A 14262-nucleotide genomic window follows, 5' to 3' on the forward strand; every position below is an offset into this window, starting at 1 on the left:
GGGCGTACTCTAGCCCGGCCATCCCTATTGAGTCGTCGAGGACCTGCTGGTCATGAATTGCCGTGAAGGCTGTGGCGCTTGCTGCATCGCCCCCTCCATCAGTTCGCCGTTACCCGGAATGCCCCATGGCAAACCGGCGGGCGAACGCTGCCTGCACCTGTCGGTCGAACAGCTGTGCCAACTGTTCGGCCAACCGGAACGCCCGGCGGTGTGCAGTGATTTCAAGGCGGATATTGATGTCTGCGGCACCGACCAAGCCGACGCGATCCGGTTGATCGGCTGGTGGGAGCAGATGACGGCGGCTTGATGGGCTTTACTATCGGAACTTCAACAACAAGGAATACAACAATGGGTTCGCTGAAACGAATGGCTGTGCTGTGCGGGTTTACGGTGTTGTTCGCTGCCACTGCCCAGGCTGAGGATTGGCAAGTCGCGAAGGATGAGGACGGTATCAAGATTTCCCTGAGCGAAATTGCCGGCTCCAAGTACAAGGCGTATCGCGGTGTGACCGTGATCAAGGCCCCTGTCGCCAAGATCCAGGCCCTGCAGGAAGATGTGGCAGGCGCCTGTTCATGGATTCATGAGTGTAAATCCCAGAAGCTGGTGGACAAGAAAGGCGATGAGGCCTGGACTTACACCCAGTTCAAGGCGCCGTTCCCGGTGACCGATCGCGATTCGTATATCCATGTCACCACCACCAAGGACGCCGATGGCAGCGTGACCCGCAAGTTGCAGGGCGTGCCTACCTACAAGCCTGAAGAGAAAGGTTACGTGCGTGTTGCCCAGGTTGAGGGTTTCTGGAAGCTGGTGCCTAAAGGCGCCAATGAAACCGAAGTCACTTATCAGGTTCACACCGAGCCAGGCGGCAGCGTGCCTTCGTGGTTGGCGAACAAGTTTGTGGTGGACGCGCCGTTCAACACTTTGAAAGCCTTGAAAGAACACGCTGAAAAATAAGTGCAGTTGATCAGGTGTCTCCGGACTTGAGCGGAACGTTTTCCGAGCCCTCAAGGTCCAGATAGTTGTAAGCCCAAACACGGGTTTTATCGAGGAGGCACCGATGCAAAAGTGGCAGATTACCTTCGTTGATGATCACGGCGTCCAGTCCGTGGAGCAGTTCACCTGCGACCAAAAGCCCAGCCTCGAAGATGCGGCACACATGATTCGCAACAAGTTGGTCCCCGTCGCAGCAGAACTCGACCTCAATGACCTGGAGGGCCGCAAGCCCGAGCCTACGGTCAAGATCCTGAAAGACCAGAACAGTATCCAGATCCTCGATATCTCGCCCGCCGTCTGAACATTCCCGCTATGCCATCCATGCGCCTCTGGTGGAGGTGATAGCTTCGCGCTACTCTGCAAGTGAGATCAGCGAATGAATCGCTAAGGTCTGGTCTTGTCAGCTACATGCTTGTTTTCCTGCGGTGATGTTATTGCCGTGGTGCCCGCGCCAGCAGCGCGCGGGGCTTTGGGAAGCACGGAAAGTCTATCCATCAGTTTGAGGAGGACGTTTCATGAGCACAGCCTATCAAGAAGACATCAGCACCAACGTTCTGCGCCGCATGAAAGAGGGCGGCTTCGACTTTTCACGCTTCCACCCCATCGAGTTCTACGCCATTTTCCCGGATGAGGAACGGGCGCGCAGGGCTGCGGGTGAGTTTCGTGGAGAATCACTGAATGCCCAGGTCAGCGCGCGCGACGATGGCGCCTGGTACCTGGAACTGAGCAAAATCATGTTCGCCACCTACGACGGCATAGGAGACTTCGAGCAGGACTTTGAGGCGGTGGTCGAGCCGCTGGGCGGGATCATCGAAGGATGGGGCGTCAAGCAGGAGGTGCGTGGGTTACCCATGTAGCGCAATTGTATGAGTAACGCAGCGTATCGGCTGACCTTAGGGTCGGCCGATTTTGTATGGGTTGCGAGAAAATTCCTGGAACTTGAGCTGCCTTTTCGTGCACCAAAAAAAAAGCCATCCTAAAAGGATGGCTGAAAGGGAAGACCTTAGGAGTCAGTCAGTACACGAGCTGTCACGGTACCGAGTGTGCAAGGGGTAAAGCTGTAGGAAAGATCCTGTTCAGCTGATGGAGGCGATTATCCGCACCCTTCGTCGGGCAGTGAAATCAACTCTGGCTATGCTGTTGATAGTCAAAGCCTGCATTGCTATGACGCGTGCAGCAATACGACGGGCGTTCTGCGCACCAGGACGGTGCGATCAGCGCTTCTCTTTTATTTAACTCACTGATTTTTAAGTGTTTATGCCGCTGGCACGGGCCTTGCGATGGTTCTTGCGTCCGGGTGACAAGGAGTACGGCATGATCCGCACTTATTACGACGAAATGTACGATGGAGCGGGGCAGGTCCGCCCCCATTACCGCGAGTTCGCCCGCTGGTTAGCCGAGACCCCTGCAGAACTGCTGGCCCAGCGCCGGCGTGAAGCCGATTTGCTGTTTCATCGCGCCGGTATCACCTTCACACTTTATGGCGACGAGCAGGGCACCGAACGCCTCATTCCTTTCGACACCATCCCTCGCAGTATCCCCGCCAGTGAGTGGCGAATTGTGGAGCGCGGCTGTATCCAAAGGGTCAAGGCGCTGAACATGTTCCTTGCCGACCTGTACCACGAGCAACGCATCATCAAGGCTGGGATTATCCCCGCCGAACAGGTGTTGGCTAACGAGCAATACCAGTTGGCGATGCAGGGTCTGGACCTGCATCGCGACCTGTATTCCCACGTCTCCGGGGTCGACCTCGTACGCGATGGCGACGGCACTTACTACGTGCTTGAAGACAACCTGCGCACACCGAGCGGCGTGAGCTACATGCTCGAAGACCGCAAGATGATGATGCGCCTGTTCCCCGAACTGTTCGCCGCCCAGCGCATCGCGCCCATCGACCACTATCCCAACCTGTTGCTCGACACCCTTAAAAGCTCCAGTCCTTTGGATAACCCCAGCGTGGTGGTGCTGACGCCGGGGCGCTTCAACAGCGCGTTCTTTGAACATGCGTTCCTTGCCCGGGAAATGGGTGTGGAACTGGTGGAGGGCGCCGATCTGTTCGTACGTGATGACCGCGTCTTCATGCGCACCACCGACGGACCTAAGGCGGTGGACGTGATCTACCGCCGTCTCGATGACGCGTTCCTCGACCCGCTGGCCTTCAACCCGGATTCCATGCTCGGTGTGCCGGGCCTACTGGCGGCCTATCGCTCCGGCAACGTGGTGCTGGCCAACGCCATCGGCACCGGGGTGGCGGATGACAAGTCGGTGTACCCCTTCGTTACCGAGATGATCCGTTTCTATCTGGATGAAGAACCGATCCTAAAGAACGTTCCTACCTTTCAATGCCGTAAGCCTGACGAATTGTCCCACGTACTGGCCAACCTGCCGGACCTGGTGGTCAAGGAAACCCAAGGCTCCGGCGGCTACGGGATGTTGGTGGGGCCGGCGTCCACGGCGGCTGAAATCGAAGCGTTCCGGGCGCGAATCAAAGCCAAGCCTCATGCCTATATCGCACAGCCGACCCTATGTTTATCCACCTGCCCGACCTTTGTCGAAAACGGTATCGCCCCGCGCCACATCGACCTGCGCCCGTTTGTGCTGTCCGGCAAGGAAACCCGTGTGGTGCCGGGTGGCTTGACCCGCGTGGCGCTGCGCGAAGGTTCGCTGGTGGTCAACTCGTCCCAGGGCGGCGGCACCAAAGACACCTGGGTGGTTGAGGACTGAATGCCATGTTGAGTAGAACTGCCTCGGATTTGTATTGGATGTCGCGCTATCTGGAGCGTGCGGAAAACCTCGCGCGCATGCTCGATGTCAGTTATTCGCTGTCGCTGATGCCCCAGGATGGGCGCGGCGATGGCCTGCATGAATTAGCCATGCCGCTGCTGATCACCGGCACCCTGGATGATTACCGCGAGCGCCACGGTGAATTGCATGCCGAACGCCTGCTGCACTTCTTTGCCCTGGACGCGGCCAACCCGGCGAGCATCTACAGTTGCCTCGGCTCGGCGCGGGCCAGTGCCCATGCGGTGCGTGGGCGAATTACCGCCGACATGTGGGAAAACATCAACGCCACTTGGTTGGATATTCGCGATATCGCTCAGCAAGGTCTCAGCCGCTACGGTATGAGTCGCTTCTGTGAGTGGGTTAAGGAACGCTCCCATCTGTTTCGAGGGGCGACCTACGGCACCATCATGCGCAACGATGCATTCCGTTTCATTCGTTTGGGCACCTTTATCGAACGCGCTGACAACACCCTGCGTTTGCTTGATGCGCGCTATGAAATGGCCGGCGACCGTGCTGAAGCCGTCACCGATGGCACGGCCCACGCCTACTATCAATGGAGTGCCTTGCTGCGGGCGTTGTCGTCGTTCGAGGCCTACACCGAGATCTATCGCGACGCCCCTGGCGCCCGGCAAGTCGCCGAATTATTGCTGTTACGCGCCGATGTGCCGCGCTCGCTGCGCGCCTGCAGTGAAGAAATCGACCAGATCCTTGCCAGCCTGCCCGGCCTCAACGGTCGACCGGCCCAGCGCTTGGCCGCCGAAATGGACGCGCGCCTGCGCTTTACCGCGATCGATGAAATCCTTGAGGAAGGCCTGCACGCCTGGCTGACCGACTTTATCCCCCTGGTCCGCCAATTGGGCGACGCCATCTACAGTTCCTACCTGGAGGCGGCATGAGACTCTCCATCAGCCACGAAACCACCTACCACTACGAGGACCAGGTTCGCGCCAGCATCCAATACCTGCGCCTGACGCCCCATGACAGCGAGCGTCAGCACGTGCTCAGTTGGCAACTGGACCTGCCGCGCCCGGTGCGCGCTCAAGTGGACCCTTTCGGCAATATCCTGCACGTGTTGACTCTGGACGAACCCCATGACGCCATCATCATCGGCGCCCGTGGCCAAGTGGATATCGACGAATTACGCGAAGCCGAGCATGAGAGCCAGTCGGCGTTTCCGTTCCTGCGTTGCACGCGCCTGACTGAACCGGATGACGCCTTGCGTGGCTTCGCTGCACAGCATTGTCATCAGCGTCGTGATCGCACCGCGCTGATCGACCTGATGCACGCGCTCAACCAAGCGATGGTCTACACGCCAGGCGCTACTGAGGTCGACACCTGCGCTGCCGAGGCCTTCGCTGGGGCTGCGGGCGTGTGCCAGGACCACACCCACGCGTTCCTGGCCTGCGCACGCAGCCTGGGCATTCCTGCGCGGTATGTGTCGGGGTATTTGTACACCGAAGACAGTACGCATCTGGCCAGCCACGCCTGGGCCGAAGCCTGGTTGGATGACGCCTGGTACAGTTTTGACGTGACCAACCAATTGGCGCGCCCGGAGCGGCATCTCAAGCTGGCTGTGGGCCTGGATTACCTGGATGCCTGCCCCGTACGCGGCATGCGTCGTGGCGGCGGGCATGAGCAAATGCACGCCAAGGTGTTTGTGGCGCCGACGCCGGTGGTTTCTGTGCAGCAGCAATAAATGATGAGTGGGTCGTGGCTTGTTGGGGGGAGAGCTTTCTGTGGTGAGCGGGCTTGCCCCGCGCTAGGAAGCGAAGCAGCCCCAAGACCATCCGCCGCGTAATGCCTGCCCGACAAAATTCTGCTGTATTGGGGCTGCTGCGCAGCCCAGCGCGGGGCAAGCCCGCTCACTACACGAAAACTATCTTTCGAAGGAGGCTGGCTCAGGGCTGCTGCTTACGCCCCGCCATATGCTTCAAATACCCCACCAATAAATCCAGCTCGCTGTCAGGCAACACACTGGCAGCGAACGCCGGCATCTTCGCCTGGGGCCAATGCCTCAAACTCTGCGGATCACGGATATAGCGCTTGAGGAAATCCCCACCGAAATATTCGGTAGGGCTGTAGGGGATATTCAGATCCGGACCCACCTGCGCATCGCCTGCGCCATTGAGGCGATGGCAGGCCAGGCAGTTTTTCTGGAACAGTGCAAAGCCCTGGTTGATGGGATCATTCGCCGCCAGTTCCGGATCGGGTAGCAGCGCGGGGAAGCGCTCGGCTAAGGTCTTCAATTGCTTGATTGTCGAGACTTGAAACGGCCACTGCTCGGGGCTGATGTGCCCCGCTTGCGGGTCGGTCCACACCAGATAAAACGGGCCGGCACTGTGTTTGCCATCGGCCAGGGCGGGCCACGGTTTGGCCGGGTCTTCCACGGCCAACCACGCGCGCGCGCCGTGTTGTTCCAGCAGCGGTGCGGCAGTGAGTTCTGCTGCGAAGCCATCCAGGGCAACGGCTTGCACATGGCTCTGCGGCGAAAGGCCTGGTAAGAGTACCGCCAGCGGCACCGCGCGATAGGTCATATTGCGCTTGTAGGAAACGTCATCGACGATCTGCACCGTCTGCGCATCCGGATGCTTGAGCAGGTCGGCGGTCTGCCAGGTCTTGCGGGTGTGGTCCAGTTCGATAGTCAATTGCGCCGCGGCTGCGGGCAGAGCAAGCAACAAGGCTAAGAGTGCGAAGATCGGTTTCAAGACAGAGGCCCCGGGTTAAGTGGCGATGGGGCTCACGATACCGGAAAAACGCGCGTAAAAAGGCAGCCCCTGCAACGGGGTCGCTATGCACGAAGTCCCGGCAGGTGCTGCCAAAAAGCTGCAATCCTGATGCACAAAGCGCGGAGGGTAGAGGGTCACCCAATGACCTTGGTCAAATTGGGCAGGATCAGAATCAGTGTGGTGGCGAACAGAATAAGTCCCGCCTGACGTACTTTCGAATGCTTGAACATGGCTGACTGCCTTTTGTTGTTATTCCTGAGCGTCAAATACGTGCCGTTTTATTTCAGTATGGCGCTATGACGTGTCACTTTTCTTACAGCTGCTCCAGCAAAACCCGGCAGCAACATCTTACTGATTGAACCTTAGAGCCCTCGTTCTTCGCGGCTTAGATCCATTTCATATCAGCTAATCAGGGTTTCAGCTTAAAAAGGCATGAGGCAGAACGCCATCTTGGCGCCAATGCCTTGGCTAGACAGCTAAAACGATTAATCAGCCTATGCGCTTAGGGGCCTACCGTTCGTCCGAGCGTGGGGGTCAAAAGCAATGAGCGCATCCGTCATTGAAACCGTGTCAATCGGGCCTAAGGTAAGGGCACTACTGCGCAATGGTTCGAGGATGTCATGACCCAAGCTTTGATCTTTGATGCGATACGCACGCCCCGGGGCAAAGGCAAGGCAGACGGCGCCTTGCACAGCGTGAAACCGGTAAATCTGGTGGCAGGTCTGCTCACGGCGCTGGCTCAACGCAGCGACCTCGACACCCACCAAGTGGATGACATCGTGCTCGGCTGCGTCACCCCAGTGGGCGACCAAGGCGCCGACATCGCCAAGACCGCCGCCTTGGTAGCGAACTGGGCGATCAGCGTGGCTGGCGTACAGATCAACCGCTTCTGCGCCTCGGGCCTTGAAGCAGTGAACCTGGGGGCGATGAAAGTGCGCTCCGGCTTTGAAGACCTGGTGGTGGTTGGCGGAGTCGAGTCTATGTCCCGTGTGCCCATGGGCAGCGATGGCGGTGCCTGGGTGCTGGACCCGCAGACCAACCTGCACAGCCACTTCACACCCCAAGGCATCGGCGCGGATCTGATCGCCACCCTGGAGGGTTTCAGTCGCCAGGATGTCGATAGCTTTGCCCTGCAGTCCCAGCAGAAAGCAGCCAGGGCCAGTGCCGACGGTTCCTTCAGCAAGTCGTTGATCGCGGTGCAGGACCAGAACGGTATTGTCCTGCTGGACCATGACGAATTTATCCGTGGCGACTCGACCCTTGAAGGCCTGGGCAATCTCAAACCGAGCTTCGAGATGATGGGGCAAATGGGCTTCGACGCTACGGCTCTGCGGGTCTACAGCCATGTGGAACGCATCAACCACGTACATACCCCGGGTAATAGCTCCGGCATTGTCGACGGCGCCGCACTGATGTTGATCGGCTCTGAAGCGAAGGGGCGCGAACTGGGCTTGCAACCGCGGGCGCGCATCGTCGCCACGGCGGTTACCAGCACTGATCCCACCATCATGCTCACGGGCCCCGCGCCAGCCACACGAAAAGCCTTGGCCAAGGCCGGTTTGCGCGTGGAAGACATTGATCTGTTCGAGGTCAACGAGGCCTTTGCCTCAGTGGTGCTCAAATTCATCAAGGACATGGGCATCGATGCCGCACGCGTCAACGTCAACGGCGGTTCCATCGCAATGGGCCACCCGCTGGGCGCCACTGGTTGCGCGATCCTTGGCACTCTGCTTGACGAGCTTGAAGTGCGCCGGCAGCGCTACGGCCTGGCCACCCTGTGTGTCGGCGGTGGCATGGGCATCGCCACTATTATCGAACGCCTCTGAGCCTAAGGAATTTCTGATGACCGATGCCATTCGTTACGAAAAAGGCCAGGACCAGATTGTGGTGCTGACTCTCGACATGCCCGGCCAGAGCGTCAACACCATGAACGGTGTTTACCGCGATGCCATGGCCGCTGCGGTTCTGCGCCTGGAGTCGGAAAAGGACCACATTGCCGGTGTGATTATCACCTCTGCAAAGAAGACTTTTTTCGCGGGCGGTGACCTCAATGAATTGATCAAGGTCGAGAAGTCCCACGCCAAGGATTTCTATGAGAGCGTGTTGGTGCTTAAAGCGCAGTTGCGTCGCTTGGAAACCCTCGGCAAGCCGGTGGTGGCCGCGATCAACGGCGCGGCGCTGGGCGGCGGCTGGGAGATTTGCCTGGCCTGTCATTACCGTGTCGCGCTGGATGACAAATCGGTGCAGCTTGGATTGCCGGAAGTCACTCTCGGCTTGCTGCCGGGCGGCGGTGGCGTGGTGCGTATGGTGCGCATGCTCGGTTTGGAAAAAGCCCTGCCGTATTTGCTGGAAGGTAAAAAAGTACGGCCGCAACAGGCGCTCCAGGCGGGGTTGATCAACGAACTGGCGGAGGACCGCGATGGGCTGCTGGCCAAGTCCCGCGCTTGGATTCTCGGCAATCCCGAGGCTAAACAACCCTGGGACAGCAAGGCGTACCAGATTCCCGGCGGCACTCCCTCGAACCCAAAAGTCGCGCAGATGCTGGCGATTGCACCCTCGATCCTGCGCAGCAAAACCAATGGCTGTTTTCCGGCTCCAGAGAAAATCCTCTGTGCTGCCGTTGAAGGCGCTCAGGTGGACTTCGACACCGCGCACCTTATCGAAACCCGTTACTTCACCGAGCTAGTCACCGGGCAAGTGGCGAAAAACATGATTGGCACCTTCTGGTTCCAACTCAATGAAATCAACGCCGGCAGCTCGCGACCCAAGGGTTTTTCACCTTACGTGACACGCAAAGTGGGTGTGCTTGGTGCCGGGATGATGGGGGCTGGAATTGCGTATGTCAGCGCCTGTGCGGGGATCGAGGTGGTGCTCAAGGACGTCACCCAGGCCGCCGCCGAGAAGGGCAAGGCACATTCGGCCGCGCTGCTGGACAAGAAGGTCAGCCGTGGGCAATTGACCGCCGAGCAGCGGGAAGCCACCTTGGCGCGGATTTACCCTACTGCCTCGGATGCTGATTTGGTCGGCTGCGATTTGATCATTGAGGCCGTTTTCGAAGACCGTGAACTTAAGGCCAAGGTTTCGGCCGCCGCGCAACATGTCGTCGGAGCCGACGCGGTGATCGCCTCCAATACCTCAACGTTGCCCATCACCGGCCTTGCTAGAGCTGTGGCGGATGAAGGCAAATTTATCGGCCTGCATTTTTTCAGCCCGGTGGACAAGATGCCTCTGGTTGAAATCATCAAGGGCGCCCAGACCTCGGACGAAACCCTGGCCCGAGGTTTCGATTTCGTCCTGCAAATCAAGAAAACTCCGATTGTGGTCAACGACAGTCGCGGCTTCTTCACCTCGCGGGTGTTCGGCACGTTCACCAATGAAGGCATCGCCATGCTCGGTGAAGGTGTGGCCGCGCCGATGATCGAGACCGAGGCGCGCAAGGCCGGTATGCCGGTGGGGCCGCTGGCGGTGTCCGATGAAGTGTCCCTCAGCCTGATGAGCCATATCCGACAGCAGACGGCCAAGGATTTGCAGGCCGAAGGTAAGACGGTGCCAGGGCATCCGGCAACGGCGGTCATCGATCTGTTGGTGAATGAATACAAACGCGCGGGCAAGGCGGCGGGGGGCGGTTTTTACGAGTATCCCGCTGGAGGGCAGAAGTACCTGTGGCCGGAGTTGAAAGCCCGCTTTGAACGGCCGGGCCAGCAGATTTCGCCACAGGATGTGCGCGACCGTTTGCTGTTTATCCAAGCCATCGAAACTGTGCGCTGTGTGGAGGAGGGCGTGTTGATGTCCACCGCTGATGCCAATGTGGGATCGATCTTCGGCATTGGTTTTGCGGCGTGGAGCGGTGGGGCGTTGCAGTTTATCAATCAGTACGGCTTGAACGACTTCATCGCCCGTGCGCGTTATCTGGCTGAGCAATATGGGGAGCGCTTTGCGCCGCCAGTGTTGTTGCTGGAGAAAGCGGCGAGGAGTGAAGTGTTTCGGTGATTAATGGAGGGGCTTGCCTTGAAGGGGTGTTTCAAGGCAGGCTCTGGGTGTTCAATATTCCCATCGCCGTGTCAGGTATTTTTTATGTCGCTACGCGTCTGCATCCTGGAAACCGATATCCTGCGTCCAGGCTTGATCGATCAGTACCAAGGTTACGGGCAGATGTTCAAGCGCCTGTTCTCCAAGCAGCCGATTGCTGCCGAGTTTGTGGTTTACAACGTGGTGCAGGGCGAATATCCGTCAGACGATGAAGTGTTTGATGCCTACCTCGTTACCGGCAGCAAGGCCGATTCCTTCGGTACCGACCCTTGGATCCAGACCCTCAAGACCTACTTGCTGCAGCGCTATGAGCGTGGCGACAAATTGCTCGGTATCTGCTTCGGTCACCAGTTGTTGGCATTGCTGCTCGGCGGCAAGACTGAGCGCGCCAGCAAAGGCTGGGGCATGGGCATTCATGACTACAAACTCGATGCCAAGGCTCCGTGGATGAGCCCTGAGGTGCCTGAGTTGACGCTGTTGATCAGTCACCAGGACCAAGTCACCAGCTTGCCGGACAATGCCACGGTCATCGCCTCCAGCGATTTTTGCCCGTTCGCGGCGTATCACATTGGCGACCAGGTGCTGTGCTTCCAAGGCCACCCGGAATTTATCCACGACTATTCGCGCGAGTTGCTGGAGATTCTTCAGACAACCCTCGGGGAAACGGTTTACACGAACGGTGTCGCCAGCCTGGAGCGCGACCACCACGGCGCCACCGTGGCGGAATGGATGATGCGGTTTGTGGCGCACAAAGCTTAAAGCCAGCCCGAGCGTTTGAAACTGGCCCACAGGCTGGTGCATCCCACCGCAATAAACCCGAGCACCGCAAAATAGCCATAGTGCCATTGCAGCTCGGGCATGTTCTGGAAGTTCATCCCATAAATCCCTGCCACCGCGGTGGGGAATGCCAGGATCGCCGCCCACGCGGCAAACTTGCGCTGCACCACGCTCTGGCGTGACGCCTCCAGCAACACCCCGATTTCGATCGTCTGGCTGGCGATGTCGCGCAGGGTAGTGAGGTCCTCCATCTGCCGTGTCACGTGGATCTGCACATCACGAAAATAGGGGCGCATGTTCTTGTCGATAAACGGGAAGCTCAGCTTCTGCAACTCCTGGCTGATCTCCACCATCGGCGCCACATACCGCTTGAGCCGCAGCACATCGCGGCGCAGACCGTGGATCTTCTGAATATCGCGTTCGCTCAGTGAACTGCACAGTACGTTGCGCTCCAGTTCATCGATCTCGGCGTGGATCGCCTCGCTGACCGGCTGGTAGTTTTCGGTGACGAAATCCAGCAACGCATAGAGTACGAAATCTTCCCCATGCTCCAGCAACAGCGGGCGCGCCTCACAGCGTTGGCGCACAAAGCCGTAGGACGCTGAGTGACCGTTGCGGGCGGTGATGATATAGCCGGTGCCGGCAAAGATATGGGTTTCGATAAACTCCAGCTTGCCGTTCTCGCGCACCGGTGAATAGGTGACGATAAACAGCGCATCGCCGAAGGTTTCGAGCTTGGGGCGGCTGTGTTTTTCCAGGGCGTCTTCGATGGCCAGTTCATGCAGGTTGAACTGGCGCTGCAGGTTGGCCAGCTCCTGGGCATCGGGCTCTTCCAGGCCGATCCACACAAAATGCCCGGGCTTGGCGGCCCAGGCGGCGCCTTCATCAAGGGTGATATCAGAGACTTTCTTACCGGCGCTGTAGACGGCGGCCGCAACAACTCTACCCATGGTGCTGATCACTTCTTGTTTGGAGGACAGATGTTGGGCAGCTTAGCTTGAATGGCGTTCCGTTGTAGACGTCGTTGCGGCGAGCTTTGTGTGGTGAGCGAGGTTGCTCGCGCTGGGGAAGGAGCGCCCAAATAACGTGTTCAGGCGGACTGCACTTCGCGGTCCAGTTCTGCAATGCATGCATCCATCTGCGCCTGACACGCCTGCATCAACGCAGGGACGTCATTCGCTGTCAGCCCGGCTGTAGGAACGGGTGGCAAAGAACGTATGAGCACATCACCACTGTTCCAGCGATTAAGCTTCATATGAACGACGTAATTGCTGACGCACACCTGCACGATAGGTACACCCGCCGCAATCGCCATATGAAACGCGCCTTTTTTGAACGGCAGCAGGCCCTTGCCCAGATTGCGCGTGCCTTCCGGGAACACCCAGATCGACGTGTCTTTGTGTTGCAGCGTATGGGTGGTGGTCAGCATCGCACGGCGCGCCTTGTGCGCATTGCCGCGGTCGATCAACACATTGCCTGCCAGCCAGAACAACTGGCCGAACAACGGCACCCATTTCAGGCTCTTTTTGGCAATACACACTGTGCGATGGGGCACTACAGTGCCCACCACGAACAGGTCATAGTTGGACTGGTGGTTGGCGATGACCACGCAGGTGCCGGGCTTGTTGCGCAGCGAGTCGACATCGGCCTTCACGTTCAGTCGCAAGATGCGCATCGCGGGCAGCGCATACAGGCGCGCGCACAGGCGGCTGTTGTCCGGGTTGAACGGCCGGCAGATACCTAGAAGAACCCCGAGCACACCCGCCAACATAAAGTGCAGGCCCATCAACAACATACGCGGCAGAAAAAGCATCGACACGGCCTATCGGGACAAAAGGTGGCGCAGTGTACGGATGTGCACTGACTTCGGCAATTACCCAGGTAGAGGTCGGAGATAGGCGATGTTTAAGCGTATGTTTCAACATGTGCCGACACTGGCTGGCTAGAGCGGCTAGGGGCGTTTCGGATTTACGTGTAAGAAAGAGCCCGACACAAGGTCGGGCTCTGGCGCAGCAGGTGTAGGGACTTAGCTCAGGTTGTGACCCTGATCCTGGATAATTGCATCGTCCAAGGCTTCCAGGAGCGCTTTACGCACCTTCAACTTGGTGTGCTTGTGGGCATTCATATTGATCTTCTTCAACTGGCGCGCCGCTTCCAGTGCCGCTGCGTGCAGTTCTTCAGGCGCCACCACCTTGTCGAGGAAACCGGCCTGCAACGCGCCCTGCGGGTCAAACATCTCGGCATTGATCACCGAGCGGTGGAACGCCGACTTGCGCAGACGATCCCGCGCCAGCTCGATCCCTGCGTGGTGCATGGTCATGCCGATTGCCACTTCATTCAGGCCGATGCTGAACGGGCCTTCCACCCCAATCCGATAATCGGCCGACAGCAACAGAAACGCGCCCTTGGCCACGGCATGCCCAGGGCACGCCACAATTACCGGGAATGGGTGCGACAACAGACGACGCGCCAACGTCGAGCCCGACGTGACCAGGCCGATCGCCTCTTTAGGGCCTGCCGTCATCACTTTCAAATCATAACCACCCGACAAAATCCCCGGCGTGCCGGTGATCACCACCACCGCCCGATCTTTCTCGGCTTGGTCAAGCGCTGTATTGAACGCACTGACAACATCCGGAGAAATGGCATTCACCTTGCCGTTGCTCAAGGTCAGGGTCGCGATACCGTCTTCGAGGTGGTAGGCAATCAACTCACTCATGACGCGGTTCCTTGTAGGACTTGTTATAGAAGAATGCAGCAGACGTTACCCACCACGCCCGTTCCGGTAAAGCGCAATGACTGACTGGCCAGTCAGCCTTTTCCCGTATCCCTGGTCGAAAATGGCCTGCAGCCGGGCACAGTGCCCAGCGAAGACCCTCTGAACCCTCCCCGAGATTGGCATAATCACCGTCCTCCCGCGGGCCCATTCCGGTATAACCGTCTAACCGCATGA

14 protein-coding genes are annotated in these 14262 nt (G+C 58.7%); 10 read left to right on the forward strand and 4 right to left on the reverse strand.

What is annotated here, in order from left to right:
- The first annotated feature begins 52 nt into the window (after positions 1-52).
- The 7 genes from ACKZ62_RS06745 (at position 53) to ACKZ62_RS06775 (ending at position 5473) form a co-directional block, all read left to right on the forward strand.
- Positions 53-307, forward strand: a complete 255-nt coding sequence (locus tag ACKZ62_RS06745; protein WP_032887441.1) for a YkgJ family cysteine cluster protein — start codon at positions 53-55, stop codon at positions 305-307.
- Positions 308-348: 41 nt separating this feature from the next.
- Positions 349-954, forward strand: a complete 606-nt coding sequence (locus tag ACKZ62_RS06750) for an START domain-containing protein (protein ID WP_032887442.1) — start codon at positions 349-351, stop codon at positions 952-954.
- 103 nt (positions 955-1057) lie between these two features.
- Positions 1058-1294, forward strand: coding sequence for a hypothetical protein (locus ACKZ62_RS06755; protein ID WP_032887444.1), 237 nt, complete (start codon positions 1058-1060; stop codon positions 1292-1294).
- 214 nt (positions 1295-1508) lie between these two features.
- Entirely contained in the window at positions 1509-1850 is a 342-nt protein-coding gene (locus ACKZ62_RS06760) for a ribonuclease E inhibitor RraB (protein ID WP_015885395.1), read from the forward strand.
- Positions 1851-2307: 457 nt separating this feature from the next.
- A complete protein-coding gene (locus ACKZ62_RS06765; RefSeq protein ID WP_032887446.1) occupies positions 2308-3717 on the forward strand; it encodes a circularly permuted type 2 ATP-grasp protein in 1410 nt (469 codons plus the stop codon).
- 5 nt (positions 3718-3722) lie between these two features.
- Positions 3723-4673: an alpha-E domain-containing protein gene (locus ACKZ62_RS06770; protein WP_032887448.1), complete on the forward strand. Its 951-nt coding sequence runs from the start codon at positions 3723-3725 to the stop codon at positions 4671-4673.
- Positions 4670-5473, forward strand: coding sequence for a transglutaminase family protein (locus ACKZ62_RS06775; RefSeq protein ID WP_095185329.1), 804 nt, complete (start codon positions 4670-4672; stop codon positions 5471-5473). Before ACKZ62_RS06770 ends, ACKZ62_RS06775 begins: the two co-directional genes overlap by 4 nt.
- Before the next feature lie 202 nt (positions 5474-5675).
- On the opposite strand, the gene ACKZ62_RS06780 is transcribed toward ACKZ62_RS06775, so the two are convergent.
- Entirely contained in the window at positions 5676-6482 is an 807-nt protein-coding gene (locus ACKZ62_RS06780) for a c-type cytochrome (protein WP_447096467.1), read from the reverse strand.
- Between the two features lie 641 nt (positions 6483-7123).
- Here ACKZ62_RS06780 and ACKZ62_RS06785 point away from each other — a divergent pair.
- From ACKZ62_RS06785 to ACKZ62_RS06795, 3 genes are all read left to right on the forward strand, one after another.
- Positions 7124-8329: an acetyl-CoA C-acetyltransferase gene (locus tag ACKZ62_RS06785; RefSeq protein ID WP_339482120.1), complete on the forward strand. Its 1206-nt coding sequence runs from the start codon at positions 7124-7126 to the stop codon at positions 8327-8329.
- A gap of 16 nt (positions 8330-8345) precedes the next feature.
- Complete coding sequence (locus ACKZ62_RS06790) at positions 8346-10493, forward strand: 3-hydroxyacyl-CoA dehydrogenase NAD-binding domain-containing protein (protein WP_447096468.1); 2148 nt, start codon at positions 8346-8348, stop codon at positions 10491-10493.
- Positions 10494-10577: 84 nt separating this feature from the next.
- Positions 10578-11291, forward strand: coding sequence for an amidotransferase (locus ACKZ62_RS06795; protein WP_032887456.1), 714 nt, complete (start codon positions 10578-10580; stop codon positions 11289-11291).
- Here the strand turns inward: ACKZ62_RS06795 and ACKZ62_RS06800 are convergent.
- The 3 genes from ACKZ62_RS06800 to ACKZ62_RS06810 all read right to left on the reverse strand — a co-directional run bounded on the left by ACKZ62_RS06800 (position 11288) and on the right by ACKZ62_RS06810 (position 14028).
- Positions 11288-12259 carry a magnesium and cobalt transport protein CorA gene (locus ACKZ62_RS06800; RefSeq protein WP_032887457.1) on the reverse strand — a complete coding sequence of 324 codons (972 nt, stop codon included), beginning with the start codon at positions 12257-12259 and terminating at the stop codon, positions 11288-11290. The two genes, ACKZ62_RS06795 and ACKZ62_RS06800, sit on opposite strands and share 4 nt — an antisense overlap.
- A 140-nt stretch (positions 12260-12399) precedes the next feature.
- Entirely contained in the window at positions 12400-13122 is a 723-nt protein-coding gene (locus ACKZ62_RS06805) for a 1-acylglycerol-3-phosphate O-acyltransferase (RefSeq protein WP_447096469.1), read from the reverse strand.
- Positions 13123-13335: 213 nt separating this feature from the next.
- On the reverse strand, positions 13336-14028 hold the full coding sequence (locus ACKZ62_RS06810) for a crotonase/enoyl-CoA hydratase family protein (RefSeq protein ID WP_032887461.1): 693 nt from the start codon (positions 14026-14028) through the stop codon (positions 13336-13338).
- Between the last annotated feature and the right edge of the window lie 234 nt (positions 14029-14262).

The organism is Pseudomonas sivasensis, assembly GCF_052938085.1.

What these genes read in the sequence shown, in the direction of transcription:
- ACKZ62_RS06745 (WP_032887441.1), top strand. Translation starts at nt 53, where the DNA reads ATGAATTGCCGTGAAGGCTGTGGCGCTTGCTGCATCGCCCCCTCCATC.
- ACKZ62_RS06750 (WP_032887442.1), top strand. Translation starts at nt 349, where the DNA reads ATGGGTTCGCTGAAACGAATGGCTGTGCTGTGCGGGTTTACGGTGTTG.
- ACKZ62_RS06755 (WP_032887444.1), top strand. Translation starts at nt 1,058, where the DNA reads ATGCAAAAGTGGCAGATTACCTTCGTTGATGATCACGGCGTCCAGTCC.
- ACKZ62_RS06760 (WP_015885395.1), top strand. Translation starts at nt 1,509, where the DNA reads ATGAGCACAGCCTATCAAGAAGACATCAGCACCAACGTTCTGCGCCGC.
- ACKZ62_RS06765 (WP_032887446.1), top strand. Translation starts at nt 2,308, where the DNA reads ATGATCCGCACTTATTACGACGAAATGTACGATGGAGCGGGGCAGGTC.
- ACKZ62_RS06770 (WP_032887448.1), top strand. Translation starts at nt 3,723, where the DNA reads ATGTTGAGTAGAACTGCCTCGGATTTGTATTGGATGTCGCGCTATCTG.
- ACKZ62_RS06775 (WP_095185329.1), top strand. Translation starts at nt 4,670, where the DNA reads ATGAGACTCTCCATCAGCCACGAAACCACCTACCACTACGAGGACCAG.
- ACKZ62_RS06785 (WP_339482120.1), top strand. Translation starts at nt 7,124, where the DNA reads ATGACCCAAGCTTTGATCTTTGATGCGATACGCACGCCCCGGGGCAAA.
- ACKZ62_RS06790 (WP_447096468.1), top strand. Translation starts at nt 8,346, where the DNA reads ATGACCGATGCCATTCGTTACGAAAAAGGCCAGGACCAGATTGTGGTG.
- ACKZ62_RS06795 (WP_032887456.1), top strand. Translation starts at nt 10,578, where the DNA reads ATGTCGCTACGCGTCTGCATCCTGGAAACCGATATCCTGCGTCCAGGC.
- ACKZ62_RS06800 (WP_032887457.1), bottom strand. Translation starts at nt 12,259, where the DNA reads ATGGGTAGAGTTGTTGCGGCCGCCGTCTACAGCGCCGGTAAGAAAGTC.
- ACKZ62_RS06805 (WP_447096469.1), bottom strand. Translation starts at nt 13,122, where the DNA reads ATGCTTTTTCTGCCGCGTATGTTGTTGATGGGCCTGCACTTTATGTTG.
- ACKZ62_RS06810 (WP_032887461.1), bottom strand. Translation starts at nt 14,028, where the DNA reads ATGAGTGAGTTGATTGCCTACCACCTCGAAGACGGTATCGCGACCCTG.